Consider the following 21,755-nt stretch of genomic DNA (forward strand, 5'->3'; position numbering starts at 1 on the left):
TTATATATGAAATTACCGATAGTAGCATACGGAGATCCGATTTTAAAACGTAAAGCAGTAGATATTAGCCGCGACTATCCGGAGTTGGATGTATTGATCGCCAATATGTTCGAAACGATGTATGCCGCTCATGGGGTTGGTATTGCTGCTCCGCAAATAGGATTATCTATCAGGCTTTTTGTGATCGATGCTTCTCCCTTTGAGGATGATGCACCAGAGTTGAAAGATTTCAAAAAAGTGTTTATAAATGCACAAGTGCTTAACGAAGAGGGGGAGAAATGGGATTTTAATGAAGGTTGCTTAAGCATTCCCGAAATAAGAGAAGACATCAGCCGGCATAAAACCATACATATCCGCTATATTGATGAAAATTGGGTCGAACATGAGGAGACTTATGAAGGCTTAGCTGCAAGGGTTATTCAACATGAATACGACCATATTGAAGGGAAACTATTTACCGACCGATTAAGCGTATTGCGAAAAGCTATGCTAAAGTCAAAATTGGATGCGATTACAAAAGGGCAGGTCAAAGTTGATTATAAGATGAAATTCCCTGCTTTAAAGAGGAAAAGATAATTCTTTATCCACCAACGATAGGCAAAGATAGTTTATAACGTACGGAAAAGATTCGTATGAGAAATATCAAGGAAGCACTAACAAAGGCATTCCATTCTTCACTTAGTCCTAAGCTTGATAATACTACAAATGCTACTGCTCCTGATAAACAGGCGGTAGCATAAATTTCCCTTCTAAAGATAAGCGGTGTTTCATTCATTAGTGTGTCTCGTGTAACGCCTCCCATTACAGCAGAAAACATACCCAATACAATGGCTGCAATTTCACTGCTTCCTGCATCTAAAGATTTTTGCAAGCCCACAATAGTGAAAAAGCTTATACCAACAGCGTCAAACATAAATAATGTTCGCCGAAGCTTTCCAATCAATTGATGTGTACTAATGGCGAGGATGACCCCAATCAGAATGGCTAATAAATAGTTCCCATCATCTACCCACACGGGTCGTGTATTTAAGAAAATATCCCGTAAGCTTCCCCCGCCAATTGCCGTAACAAAGCCAGTAAAGGCCGCGCCAAATATATCGATTTCCCGGTCGGCAGCAGCCATAGCACCAGAAATGGCAAAGACTAAGGTACCGGTTAAATCAATAATATAAAGCAGATCCATGTCGTTGTTTGGCTAACGTATGGCGAAGCTAAAGGTTTGTCTTTAAGTATGCAAAAGTTTAAGATAATTTTCGCTACTGATCAATCGTGCCCCCATAGACTGCAGGTGTTCGCTGGCGATTTGGCAATCGATAAGTTTAAAAGAGTGTTTATGGCAGAGATGGATAAGGGCTAACTTGCTGGCATTTGGTGAGACAGAGAACATGCTTTCCCCGCAAAAAACATGTTTTTTGTTACCGCAAATAACACCATAAAGTCCACCACAAAGCTGGCCATCAGCCCATACTTCTATGGAAGAGGCTATTCCGCGCTTATGTAAAGCTAGGTAAGCCCCTTGCATATCCTGGGTAATCCACGTGCCACGTTGCCCTTTACGGGGTTGTATTGCACAATTGCGGATCACCTCCGCAAAAGCTTGGTTCTCCGTAATGGTAAAAGATGATGAACGCATGAATTTCCGCATGCTTCTACTGATATGCACTTCTGTTGGAAAGAGTACAAAACGTTCTTTTGGAGCAAACCAGAGGATAGGCGTATCGTCGCTATACCAGGGGAAAATTCCATTGGCATAGGCCAACTTGAGTCTTTCCGTGCGAAGATCGCCGCCAATGGCAAGCAGTCCATCGTCATCCGCTAGTGAAGGATCCGGAAACCAAAGATCATGTTTATCTAAAGAGAAAAGCATACGATAGTTTACTCTTCTTGTCTTGGCTCCTTGCTTATTTTGTCAAACAATTGATCCATGCGCGCAACATATTCGTTGGTGTCATCTATGAAGAATTCGAGCTGCGGCACAACCCGAACCTGATTTTTGATTTTTGCACCTAACTTATAACGAATTTCGCCAGCATGGCTTTTAATAGTAGCAATGGCTTGTTGTGGATCCTTAGCGTTTAAGAAACTTAAATATATCCGGGCAATAGCTAAATCTGGTGTTGCTCTAACCTTTGTTACGGTAACTAACGTGTCTGGAGCCCATTGGGCACCGTCCCGTTGAAATATATCGGCTAAGTCTTGTTGTAATACACTGGCGAAACGTTGCTGCCTTTTACTTTCTGTTGAAGCCATAATAATTTGATGTGTTTTTATAGAGGATGTCTAAAAAGTACTTTTATTGATCAAATGCGTCCTTCTTTCTTCGGTTGCCATGACGACGATGTGCACTTTTTAGACTCGCTCATGATTAATATAATAGATTATTATAAGGATAACGGGCTTGATGGATTTGTACAACCGTGCTATATAATAACTCTTTAAGTTCCTCGATATTGTCTCGCGCTGTGGCGGAAATGAAAACCGCTGGGCTATTATGTTTAGCCATCCAGCTTTTCTTAAAGTCTTCAATGGTGATGCTTTTCTCTACACCTTCATATTGCTCCTCGTTGTGTTCAATGATTGCTGTAGGTTGATAGGCATCAATTTTATTAAACACGGTAATGACAGGCTTATCAACAGCTCCTAAATCCTTTAATGTTTCATTGACCGTAAAAATATGGTCTTCGAAATTAGGATGGGAGATGTCTACTACATGCATTAATATATCAGCTTCCCTTACCTCATCCAAGGTGGATTTGAAGCATTCTACTAAGTGATGTGGTAACTTACGAATAAAGCCAACGGTATCGGATAGTAGGAAAGGAAGATTGCCTATAACTACTTTGCGTACCGTCGTATCTAGTGTTGCAAAAAGTTTGTTTTCCGCAAAGACCTCAGATTTGGAGAGCATATTCATGATGGTGGATTTTCCTACGTTGGTATAACCAACTAAGGCCACACGAACCAGTTCACCTCTATTTTTGCGTTGTGTCTCATTTTGTTTGTCAATCTGTTTTAATTTTTCTTTCAACAATGCGATCTTATTGAGGATCATCCGACGGTCACTTTCGATTTGGGTTTCGCCAGGGCCTCGCATGCCAATCCCACCCTTTTGTCGCTCTAAGTGCGTCCACATTCGTGTTAAACGGGGTAATAGGTATTGCAGTTGGGCCAGCTCTACCTGTGTCTTTGCTTGGGCTGTTTTTGCGCGGTTAGCAAAGATATCTAGAATAAGATTATTCCGATCAAGCACTTTTACCTGAAGTTCATTTTCGATATTTCTTAACTGCGATGGACTAAGTTCGTCATCAAAGACGGCCATGTCTGCTTCTTCAGCAGCGATATAGGATTTGATTTCGTCAAGCTTACCGCTACCGACAAATGTAGCGCGATCTGCTCGTTGCATACGCTGTGTAAAAGTCTGTATGGTTTGTCCTCCAGCTGTTTCAACTAAGAAAGCCAACTCATCAAGGTATTCCTTTTCTTGTGCTTCTGTTTCGTTAGGAGTGATGATACCTATTAAAACTGCTTTTTCAGGTTTTATTGAGGTATCGTATATTTTTTGTATAGCCATAGGTATTCTTATGGAATTAAAATTACTAATAATAGTTCTATAAACGTACGTTTATGCGCCCAGAAAATGAAGTCAATTACAGTTAGGGATGGTTTATTAGCATACATATGAAAGTCCATACCTATCAATATACCGCATCTATGACCAGCATCCTTGGGCAGCGATAATGTTGACAAATATGGTATTACATAAAGCTAATTTAATGTTTGTGAAAATGATTTATAAGGCAAAGATAAGCTTTTTATAGGTAAATCCCTAGACTAAGCGCTTGTTTAAAATTTAACCATACAAATTTAAACAGTGGCTAAGAAATTTTATCCCAACTGATACCTGTATTTTGACGGGATAAATGCTTACGAAGCAATTCGTTTTTAGGTTGATCTAGGGTGGAATCATCTTTAAAAATACCTAAAACAAGATTTCGTGCCTCTTGCAATAATAGTTGGTCAGTGCTCAAATCGGCCAGCTTCAAATCTAAAATACCACTTTGTTGAGTACCGGCGATATCTCCTGGCCCCCTTAACTGAAGGTCGGTTTCTGCAATTTCAAAACCGTCGTTGGTTTTTACCATGGTTTGTAATCGCAGCTTGCCATCGTTGCTTAACTTATGAGATGACATGAGGATACAGTACGATTGTTCCCCTCCGCGGCCTACTCGCCCTCTTAACTGGTGTAATTGCGAAAGTCCAAAACGTTCTGCATTTTCAATAATCATTACGGTTGCATTCGGAACATTTACACCAACCTCGATAACTGTTGTTGCCACCATAATTTGCGTTTCTCCTTTGACAAAACGTTGCATTTCAAATTCTTTATCCTTGGCAGCCATTTTTCCATGAACAATACTGATCCTATATTGAGGTAGGGGAAACTCACGGGTTAAGTTTTCTATACCCGCCTCCAAATGCATAAGGTCTAATTTTTCACTTTCTTTGATCAAAGGATAAACCACATAGACTTGTCGGCCTTTGGCTATTTCTTCACGCATAAATCCGAACATCCGCAAACGACTACTTTCAAAAAGATGTAGTGTTTTGATGGGCTTCCTGCCTGCGGGTAGTTCGTCGATAACCGATATATCCAGATCTCCATATAGCGTCATCGCTAAGGTTCTTGGAATGGGGGTGGCGGTCATGACAAGCATGTGAGGGGGAATACTGTTTTTGCGCCAAAGCTTAGCGCGTTGCTCTACACCGAATCGGTGCTGCTCATCAATAACCACTAAACCAAGATTTAGAAATTGCACGGTATCTTCAATAAGGGCGTGGGTACCTACTAGAATGTCCAATGAACCATTCATTAAAGCTTCGTGAAGTTCTTTTCGCTCTTTTTTTGGCGTAGATCCACTTAATAATTTAATGCTTACGGGAAGATCACCAATTAAATGCAGGAGACTATGATAATGCTGTTGTGCGAGGATTTCGGTTGGTGCCATCATACAAGCTTGACAGCCATTGTCTATGGCCAATAGCATCGTCATTAAGGCAACTACTGTTTTCCCACTTCCTACATCTCCTTGTAGCAAACGATTCATTTGAGCTCCTGTGTGAGTATCTTGCCGTATTTCTTTTAATACTCTTTTCTGCGCTTGAGTAAGTGGAAAGGGAAGGTGCTTGGTGTAAAAAGTATTAAAAGTGGTTCCTACCTGATCAAATAGATGTCCCTTAAACTTATTGGTTTGCAAAAGTTTATTTTTTAATAGTTTAAGTTGTATGAAAAACAATTCCTCGAATTTTAACCGCCTTTCTGCAGCTTGAAGTTCTGCCATATTGGAAGGGAAATGAATATGTAGTATAGCCAGACCTTTTGGTATCAAGTGCTGCGATTTTAATATATAAGTAGGAAGTGTTTCTTCAATTTCCTTAGCTATCCAAGGAATGAGGGTTTCTTGTAAACGCTGTATACCCTTAGTATCCAAAAAGAACTGCTTTAATTTTTCGGTGCTGCTATAAACGGGTTGCAAACTCAGGTTGCCGATATTCTTTTTAGCGGGGTTATAAAGTTCCATTTCAGGATGAGTCATAGAAAATTGTCCATTGTACAGCGTCGGTTTGCCAAAAATAAGATAGACACTGCCAACTTTTAAACTTTTTTCCATCCACCGAATGCCTTGAAACCAGACGAGTTCCATGATTCCGGTATCATCGACAAATTGGGCAACCAATCGTTTACTCCGCTTTTGGCCTATTTGCCCCAGCGAAATGAGCCTACCTAAGACTTGAACCGCAGGCAAATCGGCTTGTAATTGATTGATCTTATAATAGCGCGTTCTGTCGATATATCGGAAGGGATAGTGCGTCACTAAGTCGTTAAAAGTAAATATATGGAGTTCTTTTTTTAACACATCTGCCTTTTGTGGGCCTACGCCTTTCAAATATTCAATAGGTGTATGTAATCCATATCCAGTCACCGATAGCTATCATTTAAACTTTTAACATTAAGCCTTCCATGCAATAAGAGAAATTTCCACCCGTACGCCTTTAGGTAAGCCCTTTACGGCAACGGTTTCCCGTGCCGGTGCATTTTCAGTAAAATATTCAGCATAGACTTCATTTACTTCAGCAAAATCAGCCATGTCGCTTAGAAAAATGCTAGTTTTAACTACATCTGCAAAAGAATATCCGGCAGTGGTTAATATGGCGTGTAAATTCTCCAATACTTGTCTGGTTTCATCTGCAATTGATCCGTTAATTAGCGCATTGGTTTCTGGTGATAAGGGGATCTGTCCGGAGATATAGAGGGTATTTCCAGCCTTAATTGCCTGATTGTATGGCCCTATGGGGGCAGGTGCTTGATTTGTATTGATGATTTCTTTCATATGTTTGTTGTGTTTTATTCTATACCGATTTTTTACCTAAAATATCCTATCCAATGGCGAACAAAGAAGTTGAAATGACGAAGGGAAAATCAGCCTAACATGTGTTTGTCATTTGGGTAAGTTTATGCGATAGTCATTTTAATTTTTAAAAAAAATCCACAGAATAAGTTTATACAGGACGCCTAATATAAATAGCGTAATTGCTATTTTATTAATAGTGTGCATTACCCGTAGGTTAAAACTTTTTTTAGGAGCACTCGGATCTTTTTTCTTGGAGAAATACATGATACGAAGTTAAGGTGGTTCGTGGAGATTTCAAAGAAAAAGAAAAACCCTCGGAGTAATTACTCCGAGGGTTTTTTAATAACCTGCTTAATAGACAGGATTATTTTTTGAATTGTACGTTACGGTTCAATTGACGACCTTCTTCTGTAGCGTTAGAAGCAACTGGTTTAGTTTCGCCATTGCTCACTACATTGATTTGATCTGCAGCAACACCAGAGTTAACTAAGTAATTTTTTACAGAGTTAGCACGGTCTAAGCCTAATTGATAGTTGTAATCTTCGGTACCTTCTTCAGAAGCATTTCCTTCCAAAGTAATTGTAGCACCGCTAGCACGTAAGTCTGAAGATACTTGATCTAATACAGGGTAAGAGCTAGTTTTTAATACAGAGCTATCAAATTCGAATTGAATGTTTGAATAAGAACCTGTAGACAAGTTAGCAGTATCTGGCTCAGGGAACTTAATAGGACATCCGGAACCATCAACTTGAGTACCAGCAGGAGTATTAGGACATTTGTCGAATTTATCGGCAACACCGTCTCCATCAGAGTCAGTACTTAATGCTTGAACAGTAGATTCAAGAGCGCTTACACGTTGTTTCAAGGCATCTACTTCATTTCTCAATTCAGGATCTTTTAACTCATCATAAAGTGTAGCAACAGGGTTATCCCAAGTTAAGTTTGGTTTATCTTTGCTACCCAATGAGAATTCTAAACCTGCGTAAGTGTAAGAATACTTGTCAGTCTTAGATGTTGGAACACCCGTACCGTAAAGGTTTTTACCACGGCTGTAGTTCATCGTGTGACCGATATCTAACGCTACGCGATCAGAAAGTTTAAACTTCACACCAGCGCCGATAGGTACATAGGTTTCATGGATATAATCCTTGTCACCATCTTCACCATAAGAACCTTTAACGTCCTTTTCGGTACCGTTTGCGCCAGTTTCAGTGTAGCTCTTAGGATTGTAAGCCTGTAAGCCGTAACCTAAGCTAGCGTAGAAGTTAACTGCATTTTCTCTTCTTAAGAAGTCAATAGTCCACAATTGGAAAACACCTGAAATGCTTGCTGCATATTGGATATCTGTTTCAACAGATTTGTAAACAGTACCATCAGCATTTAAAACGCCTGGTTGATCATCTGCTACAGTAGCTAAAACACGACCTCTGTTTACATTAGCTTGCAAGCTGAATAAGTGAGAAAATTGCTTTCTTAATGAAATACCGTAATATTCGCGAGGGGTGTAATCAAAAACATTTTTTTGCCCTGCGTTATAAGGAGTGCCACCTCCTGTAATAACCGCTGGCAAAGTAACACCGCCATTGATCCCTAAGGACCAAGTTCTGTATTGGCTTCTTCCGCCAAATACTTTAGCATCTTGTGCTTGAGCTGCCCCAGTAAACCCTAAGGCGGCAATCAAAGAGCAAGTAACTGCTTTTTTGATTGTAGAATAGTTCATACTTCGTTTTTTTTAAAGGTTAAACAGTTTTAATTGTATAATTTGTATACAAAAATAGTTATTAGTTTTATTCATGCAACATTAGCAAATACTATTCCAAAAAAAATATAGGCTTAAAAATAGCCCATACACCCTTTTTTTTGTCCGTATACCCTTCTTTAATACTTGTTAAATGCTTGTTTTTAAGAATGTTGTGTGTTGGTTTTGATAATGTAACAAACATAACTAACTGTTAAAAAGCTTTTAGAAATAATTAATTTCGGGTTAAAAAAACTGTCTATTATTGCTACAATATTGACTTAAATATAGTACAAAATGGTCAACAATCTATTTTTTTCTAATTTTTAGCATCTGCTTTACGTTCTTTGCTAGTCTAACTTTTAGATAGATTAAAGCCGCAACACCAATGCATGCGCCAGCTATAATGGCATATTGTTTTCCGTGATAAGCGGCTATAGCGCAATAAGCAAGTACGAGAATGCCGATATTTAACGCGATATTATATAGAAATTGTTTAACCATACCTAAATTAATAAACCGGCATTTCCGGATCAAAGGTATCTCTCCAAGCTAAAATGCCCCCTTGGAGGTTAGATAAGTTGGTATAACCTTCCCGCTCTAACAGTAAAATGGCTTGGGCACTTCTTTTACCGCTTCTGCAATGAATAACGACAGGTTTATCTTTGCTTATTTTGTCTTTTTCTAAAAGAACTTGGGCAAGTGGGATATTGAGGCCATTTAGGTTCGATGTTTCATATTCAAATTCTTCCCGAACATCGATGAGTTGAAAATCGTCTTTTTGATCGATCTTTTGCTTTAATTCTTCTACAGTTATTTCTTTCATTACGCTCATTTTAATATACACGTGTTGCCAAAGCTATGGATTTTATAGGCAAGTAACAACTTATAATAAAAGTATCAGGCAAAGCATTTAACATGTGCTTGATGGTTGTAGTTTATTTTTAAAAGCACTCATGAGAGCGCTCCGTTTAGTTCTTTGGTTACTTTCTTTTTCCCGAAAAAGAAAGTAACAGTTATAATACGAAAGTCTACGGTGCTACTTTGTTTAGAATTTCGGTAATGGGGCTGCCTATGCAACCATTAGGTTCTTGAATATGCAAGAGACCCGCAATGGTTGCTGCGATATCAGTCATATGGGTAACCCGATTAGTAGAGCCATGCGTAACGCCCCAACCCATCCAAACAAGTGGAATGTGAGCATCATAGGGATTCCAATTACCATGGGTTGTTCCCGTGCCATGCGGAGAGCCACCATACCATTGGGGTTCTAAGACTATTTGTATAACGCCACTATGTTTATAGTTATAACCGTTAATAATTCTTTCTTTTATTCTTTCCGGAATGGCTGCTTCTGATGTCTTGTCCATATCTGTCACAAAGGCTACCCCATCTAGCTTACGTAAATAGTTAACCGCTGCAGTGCGAATGGCTGCCTCATCCAGTTGCTGCGCTTTAATAAGTGCATTATTTAAATTAACCTGATAATTGGTTAAGCTAAGCACGAGGTTTTCTTGACCAAATTTATCCAATAATACATCATTCAATCCTTTTTTTGCTGCTCTAGCATTGAAGAAACCACCAGCTCCTTTTTGATCTATATAAAATTGGGGATTATGGGCAGCACCATGATCGGCTGTCAAAAATACCGTATATTCGCCTTTGCCAACGGTTTGATCTAAGTAATTAAAAAAGCTTTCCAGATCTTGATCTAGACGTAGGTAATTATCCTCCACTTCGATAGCATTTACGGAAAACTGATGACCTATTTTGTCTGGCGAAGAAATACTAATTGCTAAAAAGTCTGTACACCCTTCAGGATTGTTTCCTAATTTTTCATGATTTATAGCGGCCTTGGCAAGGTCAAGGGTATATGTGTTTCCGAAAGGTGTATTGGCAATGAATCCGGCACCTTGTGTTTTCATGAGTTCGGACGTCTTTACTGGAAAGACAGGCTTGTCAGTACCTTTGAATTTCCCTTCATATGGATTATCGTCTACTATGCTCTGTTTATAGGTGTCAATAGGATAGAGGGTATTCCAATCTGATTTTAGATATTTATCGGCTAGCTTTTGCTGGTTAAAGTCTTTCACCCATTGTGGAAGATCTTTCCTATAAAAAGAACTGCTAATCCAGTCGGCACTATGGTCAAAATCAAGCCAATAAGCTGCGTCTGCAAAATGTCCTGCAGGTAAAATAGCGCCTCTATCTTTAATGGCAATTCCAATTACTTTAGAGCGGAAATTGGTTGCTAATTTCAGCTCATCGGTAATGGTAGATGCAAGTAGATTTTTGGGGGACATTTTTCCGGCTTTATTATCCGCGGCGGTTCCTAAAGGCGTAACATCATCATCTTGGGCACAATACATGCTTTTCCCGGTCGCTTGTATAATGAAATCATTGCCTGCAATGCCATGGATAGCAGGTGTTGTTCCGGTATAAACAGAACTGTGTCCGACAGCGGTGTACGTGGGAATGTAATTAATATACGTGTTCTCGCAAGAAAAGCCTTCGTTCAATAAGCGTTTAAACCCGCCCTCGGTATATCGTTCATAGTAACGATATAGATAATCCCAACGCATTTGGTCTACCATGATGCCTATCACTAATTTAGGGCGGTCAACTGCGGCATGTTTAACTTGTGCATGAATGGCGATGCTGCTCATGCAGCACCATAAAATTAAAAGTCTTTTACGTATCATAAGGTAAAGCGGTTTGTTTTTGCTCCAAACTTAGCAAGTTAGTATTTAAATAAAAAATCCCCACCTCATTTAGATGGGGATATAGGCTTTGCGGTTTTTATATTATTAGGGATACATTTAGACTAAAAGTCTCACCGGTTCTTCCAATAGGGATTTAACGGTTTGTAAAAATGCAGCACCTGTTGCACCATCTACTACTCGGTGGTCGCAACTTAACGTAACTTTCATAATATTGCCTGGTACAACTGCGCCGTTTTTAACAACTGGTACTTGTTGTATACCTCCAATAGCCAATATACAAGAATCAGGAGGATTAATAATCGCTGTAAACTCGTCTACACCAAACATACCTAAATTAGATACAGTGAAGGTCGATCCCTCCCAATCTTTGGGTTGTAATTTTTTCGCCTTAGCGCGCTGTGCAAAATCCTTTACTTCCGCAGAAATGTGTGATAAGCTTTTACCGTCGGCAAAACGAACTACCGGAACAAGTAATCCTTCGTCAACCGCTATCGCTACACCAATATTTACGTGTTCATTATAGCGGATCTTGTCGCCCAACCAAGACGAATTAACGTTTGGATGTTGCTTTAAAGCCACCGCTACTGCTTTAATAACGAGGTCATTAAAGGAAACCTTTATCGGCGCAATATCGTTAATTTTCGCTCTTGCGGCGATGGCGGCATCCATATCGATTTTAACCGTTACATAAAAATGAGGTGCGGTAAATAAACTTTCGGAGAGGCGTTTTGCAATGGTCTTACGCATTTGCGTTACCGGTTTTTCCGTAAAGCTTTCTTCACCAACAAATTGCGGAATGGTTACCGTTTTCGTTTCGACAGCGCCTGCTGCTGAAGGTGCTGATGGTTGTGCTTTTGCTGTTGGTGTAAAAGACTCGACATCCTTTTTGATGATCCGTCCATTTTCTGCAGAGCCTTTTATCTCGTTAAGATCAATACCCTTTTCCTTAGCTATTTTTCTTGCCAAAGGAGAGGCCTTTACTCTTGATGAAGAATCATCGTCGGTATTTTCTTTGCTTACCGGAGTTGCAGGAGCGGCTTCGGTGCTTGATTTATCCTCTTCCTGTTTTGGAGCAGATGTTGGTTTTGAAGCAGGTTTGTTTTTCTGCTTAAGCAACGGAGTGACATCCGTCCCTTCTTTACCGACGATAGCAATAATATCGTTTACTTTGGCTGCTTGCCCTTTTTCTACACCGATATACAGTAAGGTTCCCTCTGCATAAGCGGTAACTTCCATGGTTGCCTTATCGGTTTCCACGTCGGCAATGACATCGTCACTTTTAATTTTGTCCCCTACTTTAAAATGCCAGTCGGCGATAACCCCTTCGGTCATGGTATCGCTTAATAAAGGCATGGTGATGACCGTAGCACCGAGAGATTCTGCTGTTACCTCTTCTCCATCGTTTTCGTCCTTTTCATCGCTTTCTTCGGTTTTGTTTTCTTCCGATTTTTCAGCCGATGAAGATGCTTCCTTTTGAGTCGTTTCTGGCGCTTTGTTTCCTTTATCTCCCAATAAAGATTTATAATCTTCTCCCTCTTCACCTAATACAGCAATCACTGCATCTACAGGAACCGCTTCGCCTTCTTTGGGGCCAATATATAATAGTGTACCTTCTTGGTAGGATTCGAAATCCATCGTGGCTTTATCGGTTTCCACTTCAGCAATTAAATCTCCTGAATTAACTTTATCGCCTACCTTTTTATGCCATTTTGCAATAACACCTTCGGTCATGGTGTCACTCATTTTAGGCATTCGAACTACTTCCGCCATAATATTATCTAGGGTTTTTTATCAATTTAAATTAAACGATGATGGTGTTTTGCTTAGTCTACCACATAGGGGTAGTCATTTTGCACATATACGTCTGTATACAGTTCTTCAGGATTTGGGTATTCAGATTCTTCGGCGAATTTTACCGCTTCATCTATCCTACGTTTCACTTCGGCATCTTCTTGGTCAAACCATTGATCGTCTGCATATTTATTGTCTAAAATTGCGTGCTTTACCGCTGCAATAGGATCCCGTTCTTTGTATTGTTCTAGTTCTTCTTTTGTACGGTATTTAGCTGGATCAGACATGGAGTGACCTTTGTAACGATAGGTGCGAATTTCCAGAAAAGTAGGTCCTTCACCGGTACGTGCACGCTGAACGGCTTCATCCATCGCATTATGTACAGCAACGACATCCATCCCGTCAACAGGAGCGCTAGGCATATCAAAACCTAAGCCCATTTTATAAATATCCACCATATTGGTGGTCCGCTTTACGGATGTTCCCATCGCATAACCGTTGTTTTCACAAACAAAGATTACAGGGAGTTTCCAAAGCATAGCCATGTTGAAGGTCTCATTTAAGGAACCTTGCCTAACGGCGCCATCTCCCATATAACAAACACAAACATTGTCTGTGCCATTATACTTTTCGGCAAAAGCTATACCGGCGCCCAAGGGAATTTGTCCGCCTACAATTCCGTGTCCACCTGCAAAATTATTTTCTTTATCAAAGAAGTGCATGGAACCACCTTTTCCTTTAGAACAGCCAGTTACTTTTCCAAATAATTCGGCCATCGCTGCATTTGGGCTCAAGCCCTTAGCAATCGCATGGGCATGATCGCGATAGGCAGTAATCATCGAGTCCTCTTTGCGTAAAACAGATAGGGCACCTGCAACTACAGCCTCTTGTCCGATATAAAGGTGACAAAACCCCCTTATTTTCTGTTGGCCATAAAGTTGTCCTGCTTTCTCTTCAAACTTACGCATAAGTAACATGGACTTATACCATTCTAAATATGTTTCTTTTGTTATTGGTGTTGAACTCATTGCTTTATGTGCGTGAATAAATTACTGGAAGGCAAATCTAATCAATTGTTACGATATTCACCGAATGTCTACCTCAGAAAGTGCATTATTATTTCTATTTTTTGTTCCCCAATGTACCTTATGTGTAGGGTTTACTATACAGATGTCAGAAAAATGTTAAAATAGTGTTTACTTTTTTTGACAAAATAAAACTTTTACTTTAGCTTTGCTGCTCAACCTTTTTAAACATCGGTGAATGAATAAACAGCTACGTTAAAAAATATTTTGTTAACCTTAATAGATTTAATCAACCTTCGCTTTAGGTATCGTAGATGCCGCAGATGCCAAGGTGTAATTGATCTAAAAATTAAAGAAAACGAATGAAAAAAACGCTTTTGGTAGTATGCATACTGCTAGGTGGTTTATCATTAAACCTACAAGGCCAAACAACAACGGAAAAAAATAATTCACCAGAAGATCCTGACAATCTAGCCAAAGAGTATTTTTCACAAATTATGGGAATTGCGGCCTCTGCAACGACCAATACCAAATTATATCAATTTGTTTACGACTGGATCGGGACACCCTATAGACTCGGCGGTAAAACCAAAAGAGGAATTGACTGCTCAAAATTTGCATATGAGTTATATGAAAAAGTCTTTAACACATCCATAGGCAATAATTCACGTAATATTTTCACCCAGGTTGATCCTATTAATAAAAGCGATTTGAAACCAGGCGATTTGGTGTTCTTTAAAATAAGAAGCAGAAGCATTACACATGTAGGTGTTTACTTGGGTGATCAAAAATTTGCCCACGCTTCTACCAGCCGGGGGGTCATGATCAGCGACTTAGACGAAGCTTATTGGAGACGTTATTACTATAAAGGTGGGCGAATGTTGAAAGCACAAAATGAGCATAAAGATGGTGAAGAAGATGTGCTGCATCTAAACTAAGTATTTTCTGTGAGGCTTCCCGATTAGGCCTCTATTTTTTTTAGCTTTTTCCTTTTAACCTTTCGAAATTACCTCAAACTTTATTGGGAGCCCAATAAATATTCTTATTTTTAGAGCCTGTTAGCCCGCATTACGCTTTTGGCTTTAAGCAATAAGCATTTGTCCATTGTAGGTCTTTACGGTGCAAATAGCTTAAAGCGTACGGCTTATTGCCTATTGCTAAATTTGGGTTAAATAAATGGGTATAGCGAATTTTAAACAGGCTCTTACAGGCAATCATTAACGTATGGCAGTAGAAAAAATATTGATTCTGGATAAAGATCAGATACAAAAAAAGATTACTAGAATAGCCTATCAGATTTTAGAAGATAATTTTGAAGAAAAGGAATTGGTATTAGCGGGAGTAGCAGAACGGGGCTATGTGCTCGCGGTACGATTGAAAGAAGAATTGGCAAAAATATCATCTGCTATAGCCGTCACCTTAATTAATATCTCATTGGATAAGGTTAGCTCTACGCTACAGGCCAAAACAGATATTTCGGTAGCGAATGCCGAAGATAAGGTAGTGATTCTTGTAGACGATGTCTTGAACAGTGGGCGCACATTAGCATATGGCCTAGGTGTTTTCTTAAATGTTCCGTTGAAAAAGATGCGTACGGCGGTGCTTATTGATAGGAGCCACCACAAATTTCCAGTCATAAGTGATTTTTCCGGATTAAAATTGTCTACAATACTCAATGAGCATGTCTCGGTTACCTTAAAAGGATTCGAAGCAGAAGAAGACGCGGCCTATTTGCATTAGCATATTTATTAGTTGTCGGTTGCTCGTTATTCGTTGTTAGATTTATAGGTATAAAAGATAAGACATAAGCATCACAAGACTTTTTTAGTTTTAAAGTAATCAAGTTCTACGTACGCGCTCACCCGTTATCCTTATTCCCTAACTCTTATAACTTTATACCTCTTAAAACATATAGCTGACAACTAGCTTATTATAGCCGATTTACTTTCAGGGTCATTCCGGGTTTAATGGTCTGCCCCTTTAAATTGTTCATCGCTTTTAGACTACTGACCGTAACGCCCTTATATTTTTGAGCTATTCTGGAAAGCGTGTCTCCTCGTTTAACCCGATACGTTGCATATTGTATGGTCGTCGTTTTCCGGCTGGCCTTGGTTGGCGCACTGGATACTTGTCCTTCTATCTTTAACCGCTGACCGGGAACAATCATATTACGTTTCAAGTTATTCCAAGCCTTCAAATCCTGTATTTCTACCCGATAACGACTAGCGACTGAACCCAAGCTTTCCCCTCTTTTAACCAAATGGTAGATCGGTTTTTCGCTTATTTTCGTAGAAGCTGTCATAACTTGTACCGGCGCTTCCGTATTGGTATTGAGCACCGCATATAAACTGGCATATGCCGTTTTATCGACTGCAGGCAAAATTAAACGCTTGGGAGATTCTGGGGTTCCATTGATAATATTTTTCTTATAAGCAGGATTTAAGGCACTTAACTGACTAATGTCTATATTTAATGCTTCTGCAACGCTAGCAAGGGACACAAATTTATCAATCAAGATAGCGTCTGTACCATTCTCACTAATAAATACGTGCTCAGCATTTGGCGTAAGACGTAGTGCTGCACTATTGCTTAGTACATAGGTCATAGCAATATAGGCAGGGACGTAGTTTCTGGTTTCTTGAGGGAGGTACTGGCGTACTGACCAAAAGTCGGGTTTAGCTAATCCCGAACGTTGAATGGCACGTTCTACATTTCCTTTTCCACAATTATAAGAAGCGATCGCCAATTGCCAGTCACCAAATTCATCATAAGCCTCCTTTAAATAAGCTGCTGCTGCGTAGGTTGCCGCATAGGGATCTTTCCGTTCGTCTACATAATTATCCATGTTTAAATTGAACGCCTTTGCTGTCGCAAACATAAATTGCCAAGGCCCTGTTGCGCCAACTCTTGACACTGCATGTGGATTTAATGCAGATTCGATAATAGATAGGTACTTAATTTCTTGAGGTAAGTTGGTCTCAGCAAAAACTTTTTCGTAAATAGGAAAATAATATTGCGCTAAGCCCAGCATTTTTGAAAGGTGATTCCTGTATCTAGGGGAAGCATAAGCTTCGATATAGGATTGAACATAGTTGTTGTAGGTGAGGGGAACAGCTTTCTGTAGTGTATCCAGTTGCTGTTTAATGTTGTGAGGAGCGAGGTACCAAGACAAATCTTTGATAGGTACTTCTTTTCTTATGCTGCTATCCTCCTTGGATAATGTGGCTTCCCCATCCTTTGCTAAAAGGTCATCAGTTCCTTCGTGTGTTACCGCTTGTGCTAATTGAGCACAAAACAATACACCAACGGCAAATGCCGAAAATCTTTTTAATCCCATATCCTATGTTATGTAGGTTGTTGATTTCAAATTAGTTTACTATTTATCCCTTTATTTTGGCTATAAAAAAGGAAAACATTTATTATTCTTATGCAATAAGCAACAGATTATCTAAACAACGTTAATTTTCAACATATTAGTATATGTGAAGGTAATTTTTTATTGCAACAAAGGCTACAGGGGTACTTACAACTAGCCCTGTAGCCTCTATTATGATATAAAGAGTGAATTATTTTTCCTCCTTAACGTCATCTTGCGCTGTTCCTGCCTGGCCTTCTTTAAACTCCCGCACGCCCTTACCTAATCCCCGCATAAGCTCAGGGATTTTCTTCCCTCCAAATAGTAATAGCAGCGCTAATACGATAACCGCTATTTCAGGCCCGCCAAGTCCAAACGCTAACAAAATGGTATTTAACATAACTCAATATTTAAAAAAATCTAAAAAATCTTACCCGTTTTCTTTTATTTGTATTGTTTGTTCTAGTTGCCAATACTGGCAATTTTACAAACTTATGGAAAATTGCTTAGATAAACAATTTATTTTCAGCTACACATTAAGTTGTCAGTTTCGAGTTGTCCGTCGCGTGTATGCTTTTCGCACAATCCACAACGTGTAACGCACAACTCAAATCAGGTTACTGTCCGGCTAACCAGCTAGTAGGATTAATCGGAGAAGTACCTTGCCAAAGCTCGAAATGTAAATCAGAGGTTCCCTCGGTTGCATCGACGGCTACAACTCCTATCGTTTGTTTAACCGTTACCTTTTGATTTCTGGAAACGCTCACACTCTTCAGGTTTTGATACACCGTAAAGTAATTTCCGTGCTTGATGATGATCGCGTATTGATTCTGCATCTGGATAACATTACTTACTATACCATCAAATACAGCACGTACCGCTGCACCAGCACTGGTGCGGATGGTTAAGCCATTACTGTTAACCTTTACTCCTTTGCCATAGGTATACTGTCCGTAGCCCTGTGTTACCGATCCGGAAGCTACAGGCCACGGGAGCCTTCCTCTGTTACCCGTGAAATCAGCGGCTAATTTTGCGGCCTCTGGTGTTGATAATAACGCTTCTTTATCCGTTTTCCGTGCGGGCGCGGCTGTTTCAGGCGCCTTTTCAGTAGGATTTTTCTTTGCAGCTTCTGCGGCGCGGCGCCTTTCTTCTTCCTCAGCCCTTCTTCGAGCCTCCTCTATTTCCCGTCTAATCGCTGTTTGAATAGCCCGGGCTAAACGTGCGTCCTCTTGCTGTTTTTTACTAAGTTCTTGCTTGTATTGCTTTTCTTTTTGTGTTAAATCATTAAGGGCCTTGGATTTTACCGATTTTTGGTTATCAAGTGTCTTCTTTTCTTTCTCCTGATCGGTTAATAAAGCCGCTTTTTCCTTTTTATTTGTAGCAAGCTCAGCAATTTTTTGTTCGATACTCTTTTGCGTTTCTTCAATTTCCTTTGCCTGCTTTTTTCGTGAATCACTAAACTGCTGCAAGTATTTTAAGCGTTTATAGGCCTGATTAAAATCATTAGAAGCAAAAATGAACATCAATTTATTATAGGCGCTATGGTTGCGAAAGGCAAATTGCACCATGGAAGCATACCCCTTTTTTAATTGCGCTAATTCTGCTTGGAGTGAGCGTATCGTCGTGGCATTTTTGCTAATTTGATTTTCAATTAGCTGCATTTCACTATTAATCGTGTTTATTTTCTTTACCCTAAGGTTAATCTGTGCGTTGAGCGCACTCACTTGCTTTAGTGATAAGGATTTATCTTTTGAAGTGGATTGGAGTGTCTTGTTCAATAACTCGATTTCGCGGGTTAACGCTTCTCGCTGTTTTTTCAATTGCGCACTTGATTGTGCGTGGCCTGATAAGGCAAGCAATACAAAAAATACAATGCAAATTATCGATTTTATCCGAATCATGCTCTTCATCAAATATAGTATGCGATGTCATACATACATCGCTATTTTAACAGATTTATTGTCAACGAAAGTAATAAAATATTATTTAACTCTTGAATCACTTCTTACTTTCGGGTGCACCACAAGGTTCCCGTTCCAACATTTGTCGTGATTGTCTTCCTCGTTTCGCTCATCGCAAACTTGTCCGACCGCTGGCGGATGACGTGTTACTTACTAATTCTTTATATTTTGTGGGAATCGTAAAAGGCATTTCCAATCCTTCGTTCAATGCGATGCGGTTATAGGTCAATTGTAAATCCAATGTTAAGGAAGTAGCCTTTGCCATCAACCGGATATCCCTTGCAATGGGGTGTTCGTTCACCTTTTCAAAATTCGTATATACGGTATTCACCTCCTGCTGTCGACTTAACGAACGGAGCTCACAGTTGGTAATCTTAAATTGTTCATTCGTTTGTACCGCGAAGTTTAAATCTTCGTGCGCCCCATTTAATCGATAACCTTGTGTATTTTTCTCCGCTGTTTGGGCATAGGCTAACGCTTGTTGAACCATGTTTCCAACCATCATTGCCTGTAAATTATCATAGGAAATTTCCGAAGAAGCAAATTGATGCAAAAAATGAAAAGGTTGATCTATATAAGTGCCATTTAGGCGGTTCATCAGTTTAAACCGACTAGGGGTAATCAATACTCTTGCCGCTTCAATGCCAAATAAGGTGGTGATGGAAATCCAAATAGCTTCTTTATCTTTTATTTTTATATTTAAGGTTGCGTCATAGACATCTTTATTGATAGCCACAGCAGATTTAGCCTTTGCGCTAAAGGTTTTGAACGTAAGTTCATGATCAAGGATGCCACTTAACAAAACCTTATCGTTGATAGCACTGATGGTCTCCGTTTTTTTATTCAAAATGGCCTTTTTGCTTTTACAGGAAAAAGCAGTTAATAGCAGCAGCGTGATGACCAAGGCATTGAAAAAGGTCTTGATTTTTGGTAAATACATTATTCTAAATACTTCTTAGCATCAATCTTTTTCGATAGAAGTTCTACATTCTCCCCAGTTGTTTGCGCGGAAGCTTTGGCTTCTTTCCATTTGCTTATTGCCTTTTCCGTATCGCCTAACTTGAATAGAATATCCCCATAATGTTCTAGCAACGCGAATGAAGCCTTTTCTGAGCTGGAAATAGCCTTTTCAATCCATACCAAAGCTTCTTTGTAATTGCCTTGTTGAAACAATACCCAAGCATAGGTGTCCTGAAAGGTAGGGTTATCAGGATCAAGTTCGTTCGATTTCTTTGACATTTTTGCAGCCTCATTTAAATTTGTCTTTCTTAAGGAGAGGTAATACGCATAATTATTTAGCGTGCCTACATTATTGCTATCTAATGTCAGCGCTTCTTCATAAGCTTGATCAGACTCAGCAAACATGTCCAATGCATGATAGGTATCACCCAAGCTACTGTATACTTGCGTCAACAAGAGGTTATTTTTTTCATCGGTATAATTAAGTGCTGCTTCGAAACAGCTTCTGGCATCCGTATACTTTTTCTCCATGAAAAACGCATGTCCACAAAAAAACTGAGTCAGTGGTTGCTCGGGAAATAAAGCAGATGCTTTATAAGCATGCGCTAATGCTTCTTTCTGCATGCCTAACGTCAGTTCTATTTGGAGCAATTGTTCCCAAATCGTGTTGACTCGGCTATTCAGATCAATAGCTTTGAGGTATTGCTCACGGGCCTCTTTCAGCTGTTTTTGTTGTGCGAGGATATCACCATACAAGGCAAAGGCACGTGCATCTGTGGGGTAATTGACGGTTAACGTATTGGCCAAGTCATTAATAATGGGTGTTATTTCTTTTGATTTGGGATCTGACATGAGGCTGATCAATAAACGCATCTTTCCTTCAAAGCCCATTTTATCGCTAGTAAAAGCTTGTTTTAGCTCTTTTTTTGATTTTTCTTCATCTTTTAAACTATGGTAAGCATCTGCTTTACTCAACGATATATACGGATCACCAGGGATATGTCTATGGCCCTCGTCTAACACCTTTAATGCATCTTTCGGCTTATCCAGCTTCAGGTAAAGATTAGCAAGCAAGATATATCCTTTGGTACTGTCTGGTTGTGCATCCTTAATAGCAGAAATTTCGGTAATAGCTTTTTTGGGATCATTCTGCTTAAGGTAAATTTCCTGTCTGGCAATGCTAATATTGTCGTCTTTACCAAATTTTTGTTCAATAGCGTTATATGCCGCAAGTGATTCGTTGAACTTATTGTTTAAAAAGAGGGCATATGCACGGTCGTAATAGTATTCTTTCTTTTCTGGTTTAAGCCGTACAAGTTCATCAAAAATAGCAGGCAATGATTTAAAATCTTCCATCTGCTTGTACACATCCGCCAGTAAGATCCAGTACCATTCATTATCGGGCTTTAATGTTGTTGCCTTTTTGGCGTGTATAGCTGCATCTCCTAAATTTTGTTGGGCTAATTCTATTCTTGCTAATTCAAATAAGGCAGCATCATTGTGCTCATCTAACTTCAATAGATTTTGCAAGGTTGTTTTAGCTTGATCAGGATTGCCCTTGGCTTTCTCATTGAGTGCTTGATAGTATAGATTTTTTATTTGGGTACTATCCTGTTTCTGCTGTGCCATCAGCTTGCTTCCACTGAATAACATCAATAGAAGAAAACAATAAAGATAGCAGTTGTTTATTCTGTTTATCATTTTATAATGCTTTAACGTGTCCTGTTCATCAGTAAATTTGTCATTTAAATTCTACCCATCAAAAGTGGGTATATGGACGCTATTTCCTCAT

General features: G+C 39.4%; 21 protein-coding genes. 3 read left to right on the forward strand and 18 right to left on the reverse strand.

What is annotated here, in order from left to right; all coding sequences use genetic code 11:
* The first annotated feature begins 6 nt into the window (after positions 1 to 6).
* Positions 7 to 576 (forward strand): peptide deformylase, encoded by a 570-nt coding sequence (gene def, locus ABD930_RS18255; protein ID WP_345233932.1) that lies wholly within the window; start codon positions 7 to 9, stop codon positions 574 to 576.
* Positions 577 to 580: 4 nt separating this feature from the next.
* On the opposite strand, the gene ABD930_RS18260 is transcribed toward def, so the two are convergent.
* From ABD930_RS18260 to pdhA, 13 genes are all read right to left on the reverse strand, one after another.
* Positions 581 to 1,183, reverse strand: coding sequence for a trimeric intracellular cation channel family protein (locus tag ABD930_RS18260; RefSeq protein WP_345233935.1), 603 nt, complete (start codon positions 1,181 to 1,183; stop codon positions 581 to 583).
* 42 nt (positions 1,184 to 1,225) lie between these two features.
* The gene (gene aat, locus ABD930_RS18265) at positions 1,226 to 1,867 is read right to left on the reverse strand and encodes a leucyl/phenylalanyl-tRNA--protein transferase (protein WP_345233937.1); all 642 of its coding nucleotides are present in this window, start codon (positions 1,865 to 1,867) and stop codon (positions 1,226 to 1,228) included.
* A gap of 8 nt (positions 1,868 to 1,875) precedes the next feature.
* A complete protein-coding gene (gene rbfA / locus ABD930_RS18270) occupies positions 1,876 to 2,250 on the reverse strand; it encodes a 30S ribosome-binding factor RbfA (protein ID WP_345233939.1) in 375 nt (124 codons plus the stop codon).
* A gap of 115 nt (positions 2,251 to 2,365) precedes the next feature.
* On the reverse strand, positions 2,366 to 3,571 hold the full coding sequence (gene hflX, locus ABD930_RS18275; protein WP_345233941.1) for a GTPase HflX: 1,206 nt from the start codon (positions 3,569 to 3,571) through the stop codon (positions 2,366 to 2,368).
* 304 nt (positions 3,572 to 3,875) lie between these two features.
* Entirely contained in the window at positions 3,876 to 5,981 is a 2,106-nt protein-coding gene (recG, locus tag ABD930_RS18280; protein WP_345233943.1) for an ATP-dependent DNA helicase RecG, read from the reverse strand.
* A gap of 27 nt (positions 5,982 to 6,008) precedes the next feature.
* Positions 6,009 to 6,389, reverse strand: coding sequence for a RidA family protein (locus ABD930_RS18285; protein ID WP_345233945.1), 381 nt, complete (start codon positions 6,387 to 6,389; stop codon positions 6,009 to 6,011).
* 138 nt (positions 6,390 to 6,527) lie between these two features.
* Entirely contained in the window at positions 6,528 to 6,674 is a 147-nt protein-coding gene (locus ABD930_RS18290; protein WP_345233947.1) for a DUF6728 family protein, read from the reverse strand.
* Positions 6,675 to 6,774: 100 nt separating this feature from the next.
* Entirely contained in the window at positions 6,775 to 8,130 is a 1,356-nt protein-coding gene (locus tag ABD930_RS18295) for an OmpA family protein (RefSeq protein ID WP_345233949.1), read from the reverse strand.
* Between the two features lie 327 nt (positions 8,131 to 8,457).
* Positions 8,458 to 8,652: a DUF6358 family protein gene (locus ABD930_RS21920; RefSeq protein WP_425571142.1), complete on the reverse strand. Its 195-nt coding sequence runs from the start codon at positions 8,650 to 8,652 to the stop codon at positions 8,458 to 8,460.
* A gap of 7 nt (positions 8,653 to 8,659) precedes the next feature.
* Positions 8,660 to 8,974 carry a rhodanese-like domain-containing protein gene (locus tag ABD930_RS18300; RefSeq protein WP_345233951.1) on the reverse strand — a complete coding sequence of 105 codons (315 nt, stop codon included), beginning with the start codon at positions 8,972 to 8,974 and terminating at the stop codon, positions 8,660 to 8,662.
* A 205-nt stretch (positions 8,975 to 9,179) separates the two neighbouring features.
* Positions 9,180 to 10,850: an alkaline phosphatase PafA gene (pafA, locus tag ABD930_RS18305; RefSeq protein ID WP_345233954.1), complete on the reverse strand. Its 1,671-nt coding sequence runs from the start codon at positions 10,848 to 10,850 to the stop codon at positions 9,180 to 9,182.
* 117 nt (positions 10,851 to 10,967) lie between these two features.
* Positions 10,968 to 12,641 carry a pyruvate dehydrogenase complex dihydrolipoamide acetyltransferase gene (locus ABD930_RS18310; protein ID WP_345233955.1) on the reverse strand — a complete coding sequence of 558 codons (1,674 nt, stop codon included), beginning with the start codon at positions 12,639 to 12,641 and terminating at the stop codon, positions 10,968 to 10,970.
* Positions 12,642 to 12,694: 53 nt separating this feature from the next.
* A complete protein-coding gene (gene pdhA, locus ABD930_RS18315) occupies positions 12,695 to 13,690 on the reverse strand; it encodes a pyruvate dehydrogenase (acetyl-transferring) E1 component subunit alpha (protein ID WP_345233957.1) in 996 nt (331 codons plus the stop codon).
* Between the two features lie 359 nt (positions 13,691 to 14,049).
* On the opposite strand from pdhA, the gene ABD930_RS18320 reads away from it, so the two are divergent.
* Together ABD930_RS18320 and ABD930_RS18325 are read left to right on the forward strand one after the other, a co-directional pair.
* Entirely contained in the window at positions 14,050 to 14,625 is a 576-nt protein-coding gene (locus ABD930_RS18320) for a C40 family peptidase (RefSeq protein WP_345233959.1), read from the forward strand.
* 286 nt (positions 14,626 to 14,911) lie between these two features.
* Positions 14,912 to 15,427, forward strand: coding sequence for a phosphoribosyltransferase family protein (locus ABD930_RS18325; protein ID WP_345233961.1), 516 nt, complete (start codon positions 14,912 to 14,914; stop codon positions 15,425 to 15,427).
* A 190-nt stretch (positions 15,428 to 15,617) separates the two neighbouring features.
* Here the strand turns inward: ABD930_RS18325 and ABD930_RS18330 are convergent, their stop codons facing one another.
* From ABD930_RS18330 to ABD930_RS18350, 5 genes are all read right to left on the reverse strand, one after another.
* Entirely contained in the window at positions 15,618 to 17,024 is a 1,407-nt protein-coding gene (locus ABD930_RS18330; protein ID WP_345233963.1) for a lytic transglycosylase domain-containing protein, read from the reverse strand.
* 229 nt (positions 17,025 to 17,253) lie between these two features.
* Positions 17,254 to 17,442 (reverse strand): twin-arginine translocase TatA/TatE family subunit, encoded by a 189-nt coding sequence (tatA, locus tag ABD930_RS18335; RefSeq protein ID WP_345233965.1) that lies wholly within the window; start codon positions 17,440 to 17,442, stop codon positions 17,254 to 17,256.
* Positions 17,443 to 17,659: 217 nt separating this feature from the next.
* Positions 17,660 to 18,952: a murein hydrolase activator EnvC family protein gene (locus ABD930_RS18340; protein ID WP_345233968.1), complete on the reverse strand. Its 1,293-nt coding sequence runs from the start codon at positions 18,950 to 18,952 to the stop codon at positions 17,660 to 17,662.
* Positions 18,953 to 19,112: 160 nt separating this feature from the next.
* Positions 19,113 to 19,943 carry a lipoprotein insertase outer membrane protein LolB1 gene (gene lolB1 / locus ABD930_RS18345; protein WP_345233970.1) on the reverse strand — a complete coding sequence of 277 codons (831 nt, stop codon included), beginning with the start codon at positions 19,941 to 19,943 and terminating at the stop codon, positions 19,113 to 19,115.
* Entirely contained in the window at positions 19,943 to 21,664 is a 1,722-nt protein-coding gene (locus ABD930_RS18350; protein ID WP_345233972.1) for a tetratricopeptide repeat protein, read from the reverse strand. The genes lolB1 and ABD930_RS18350 overlap by 1 nt, the downstream gene beginning before the upstream one ends.
* Positions 21,665 to 21,755 lie beyond the last annotated feature (91 nt).

It is taken from the genome of Olivibacter ginsenosidimutans (assembly GCF_039542865.1).
GTDB classification, from domain to species: domain Bacteria; phylum Bacteroidota; class Bacteroidia; order Sphingobacteriales; family Sphingobacteriaceae; genus Olivibacter; species Olivibacter ginsenosidimutans.

Coding starts and splice junctions, on each gene's coding strand:
- def (WP_345233932.1), top strand. CDS start 7: ATGAAATTACCGATAGTAGCATACGGAGATCCGATTTTAAAACGTAAA.
- ABD930_RS18260 (WP_345233935.1), bottom strand. CDS start 1,183: ATGGATCTGCTTTATATTATTGATTTAACCGGTACCTTAGTCTTTGCC.
- aat (WP_345233937.1), bottom strand. CDS start 1,867: ATGCTTTTCTCTTTAGATAAACATGATCTTTGGTTTCCGGATCCTTCA.
- rbfA (WP_345233939.1), bottom strand. CDS start 2,250: ATGGCTTCAACAGAAAGTAAAAGGCAGCAACGTTTCGCCAGTGTATTA.
- hflX (WP_345233941.1), bottom strand. CDS start 3,571: ATGGCTATACAAAAAATATACGATACCTCAATAAAACCTGAAAAAGCA.
- ABD930_RS18285 (WP_345233945.1), bottom strand. CDS start 6,389: ATGAAAGAAATCATCAATACAAATCAAGCACCTGCCCCCATAGGGCCA.
- ABD930_RS18290 (WP_345233947.1), bottom strand. CDS start 6,674: ATGTATTTCTCCAAGAAAAAAGATCCGAGTGCTCCTAAAAAAAGTTTT.
- ABD930_RS18295 (WP_345233949.1), bottom strand. CDS start 8,130: ATGAACTATTCTACAATCAAAAAAGCAGTTACTTGCTCTTTGATTGCC.
- ABD930_RS21920 (WP_425571142.1), bottom strand. CDS start 8,652: ATGGTTAAACAATTTCTATATAATATCGCGTTAAATATCGGCATTCTC.
- ABD930_RS18300 (WP_345233951.1), bottom strand. CDS start 8,974: ATGAAAGAAATAACTGTAGAAGAATTAAAGCAAAAGATCGATCAAAAA.
- pafA (WP_345233954.1), bottom strand. CDS start 10,850: ATGATACGTAAAAGACTTTTAATTTTATGGTGCTGCATGAGCAGCATC.
- ABD930_RS18310 (WP_345233955.1), bottom strand. CDS start 12,641: ATGGCGGAAGTAGTTCGAATGCCTAAAATGAGTGACACCATGACCGAA.
- pdhA (WP_345233957.1), bottom strand. CDS start 13,690: ATGAGTTCAACACCAATAACAAAAGAAACATATTTAGAATGGTATAAG.
- ABD930_RS18320 (WP_345233959.1), top strand. CDS start 14,050: ATGAAAAAAACGCTTTTGGTAGTATGCATACTGCTAGGTGGTTTATCA.
- ABD930_RS18325 (WP_345233961.1), top strand. CDS start 14,912: ATGGCAGTAGAAAAAATATTGATTCTGGATAAAGATCAGATACAAAAA.
- ABD930_RS18330 (WP_345233963.1), bottom strand. CDS start 17,024: ATGGGATTAAAAAGATTTTCGGCATTTGCCGTTGGTGTATTGTTTTGT.
- tatA (WP_345233965.1), bottom strand. CDS start 17,442: ATGTTAAATACCATTTTGTTAGCGTTTGGACTTGGCGGGCCTGAAATA.
- ABD930_RS18340 (WP_345233968.1), bottom strand. CDS start 18,952: ATGAAGAGCATGATTCGGATAAAATCGATAATTTGCATTGTATTTTTT.
- lolB1 (WP_345233970.1), bottom strand. CDS start 19,943: ATGTATTTACCAAAAATCAAGACCTTTTTCAATGCCTTGGTCATCACG.
- ABD930_RS18350 (WP_345233972.1), bottom strand. CDS start 21,664: ATGATAAACAGAATAAACAACTGCTATCTTTATTGTTTTCTTCTATTG.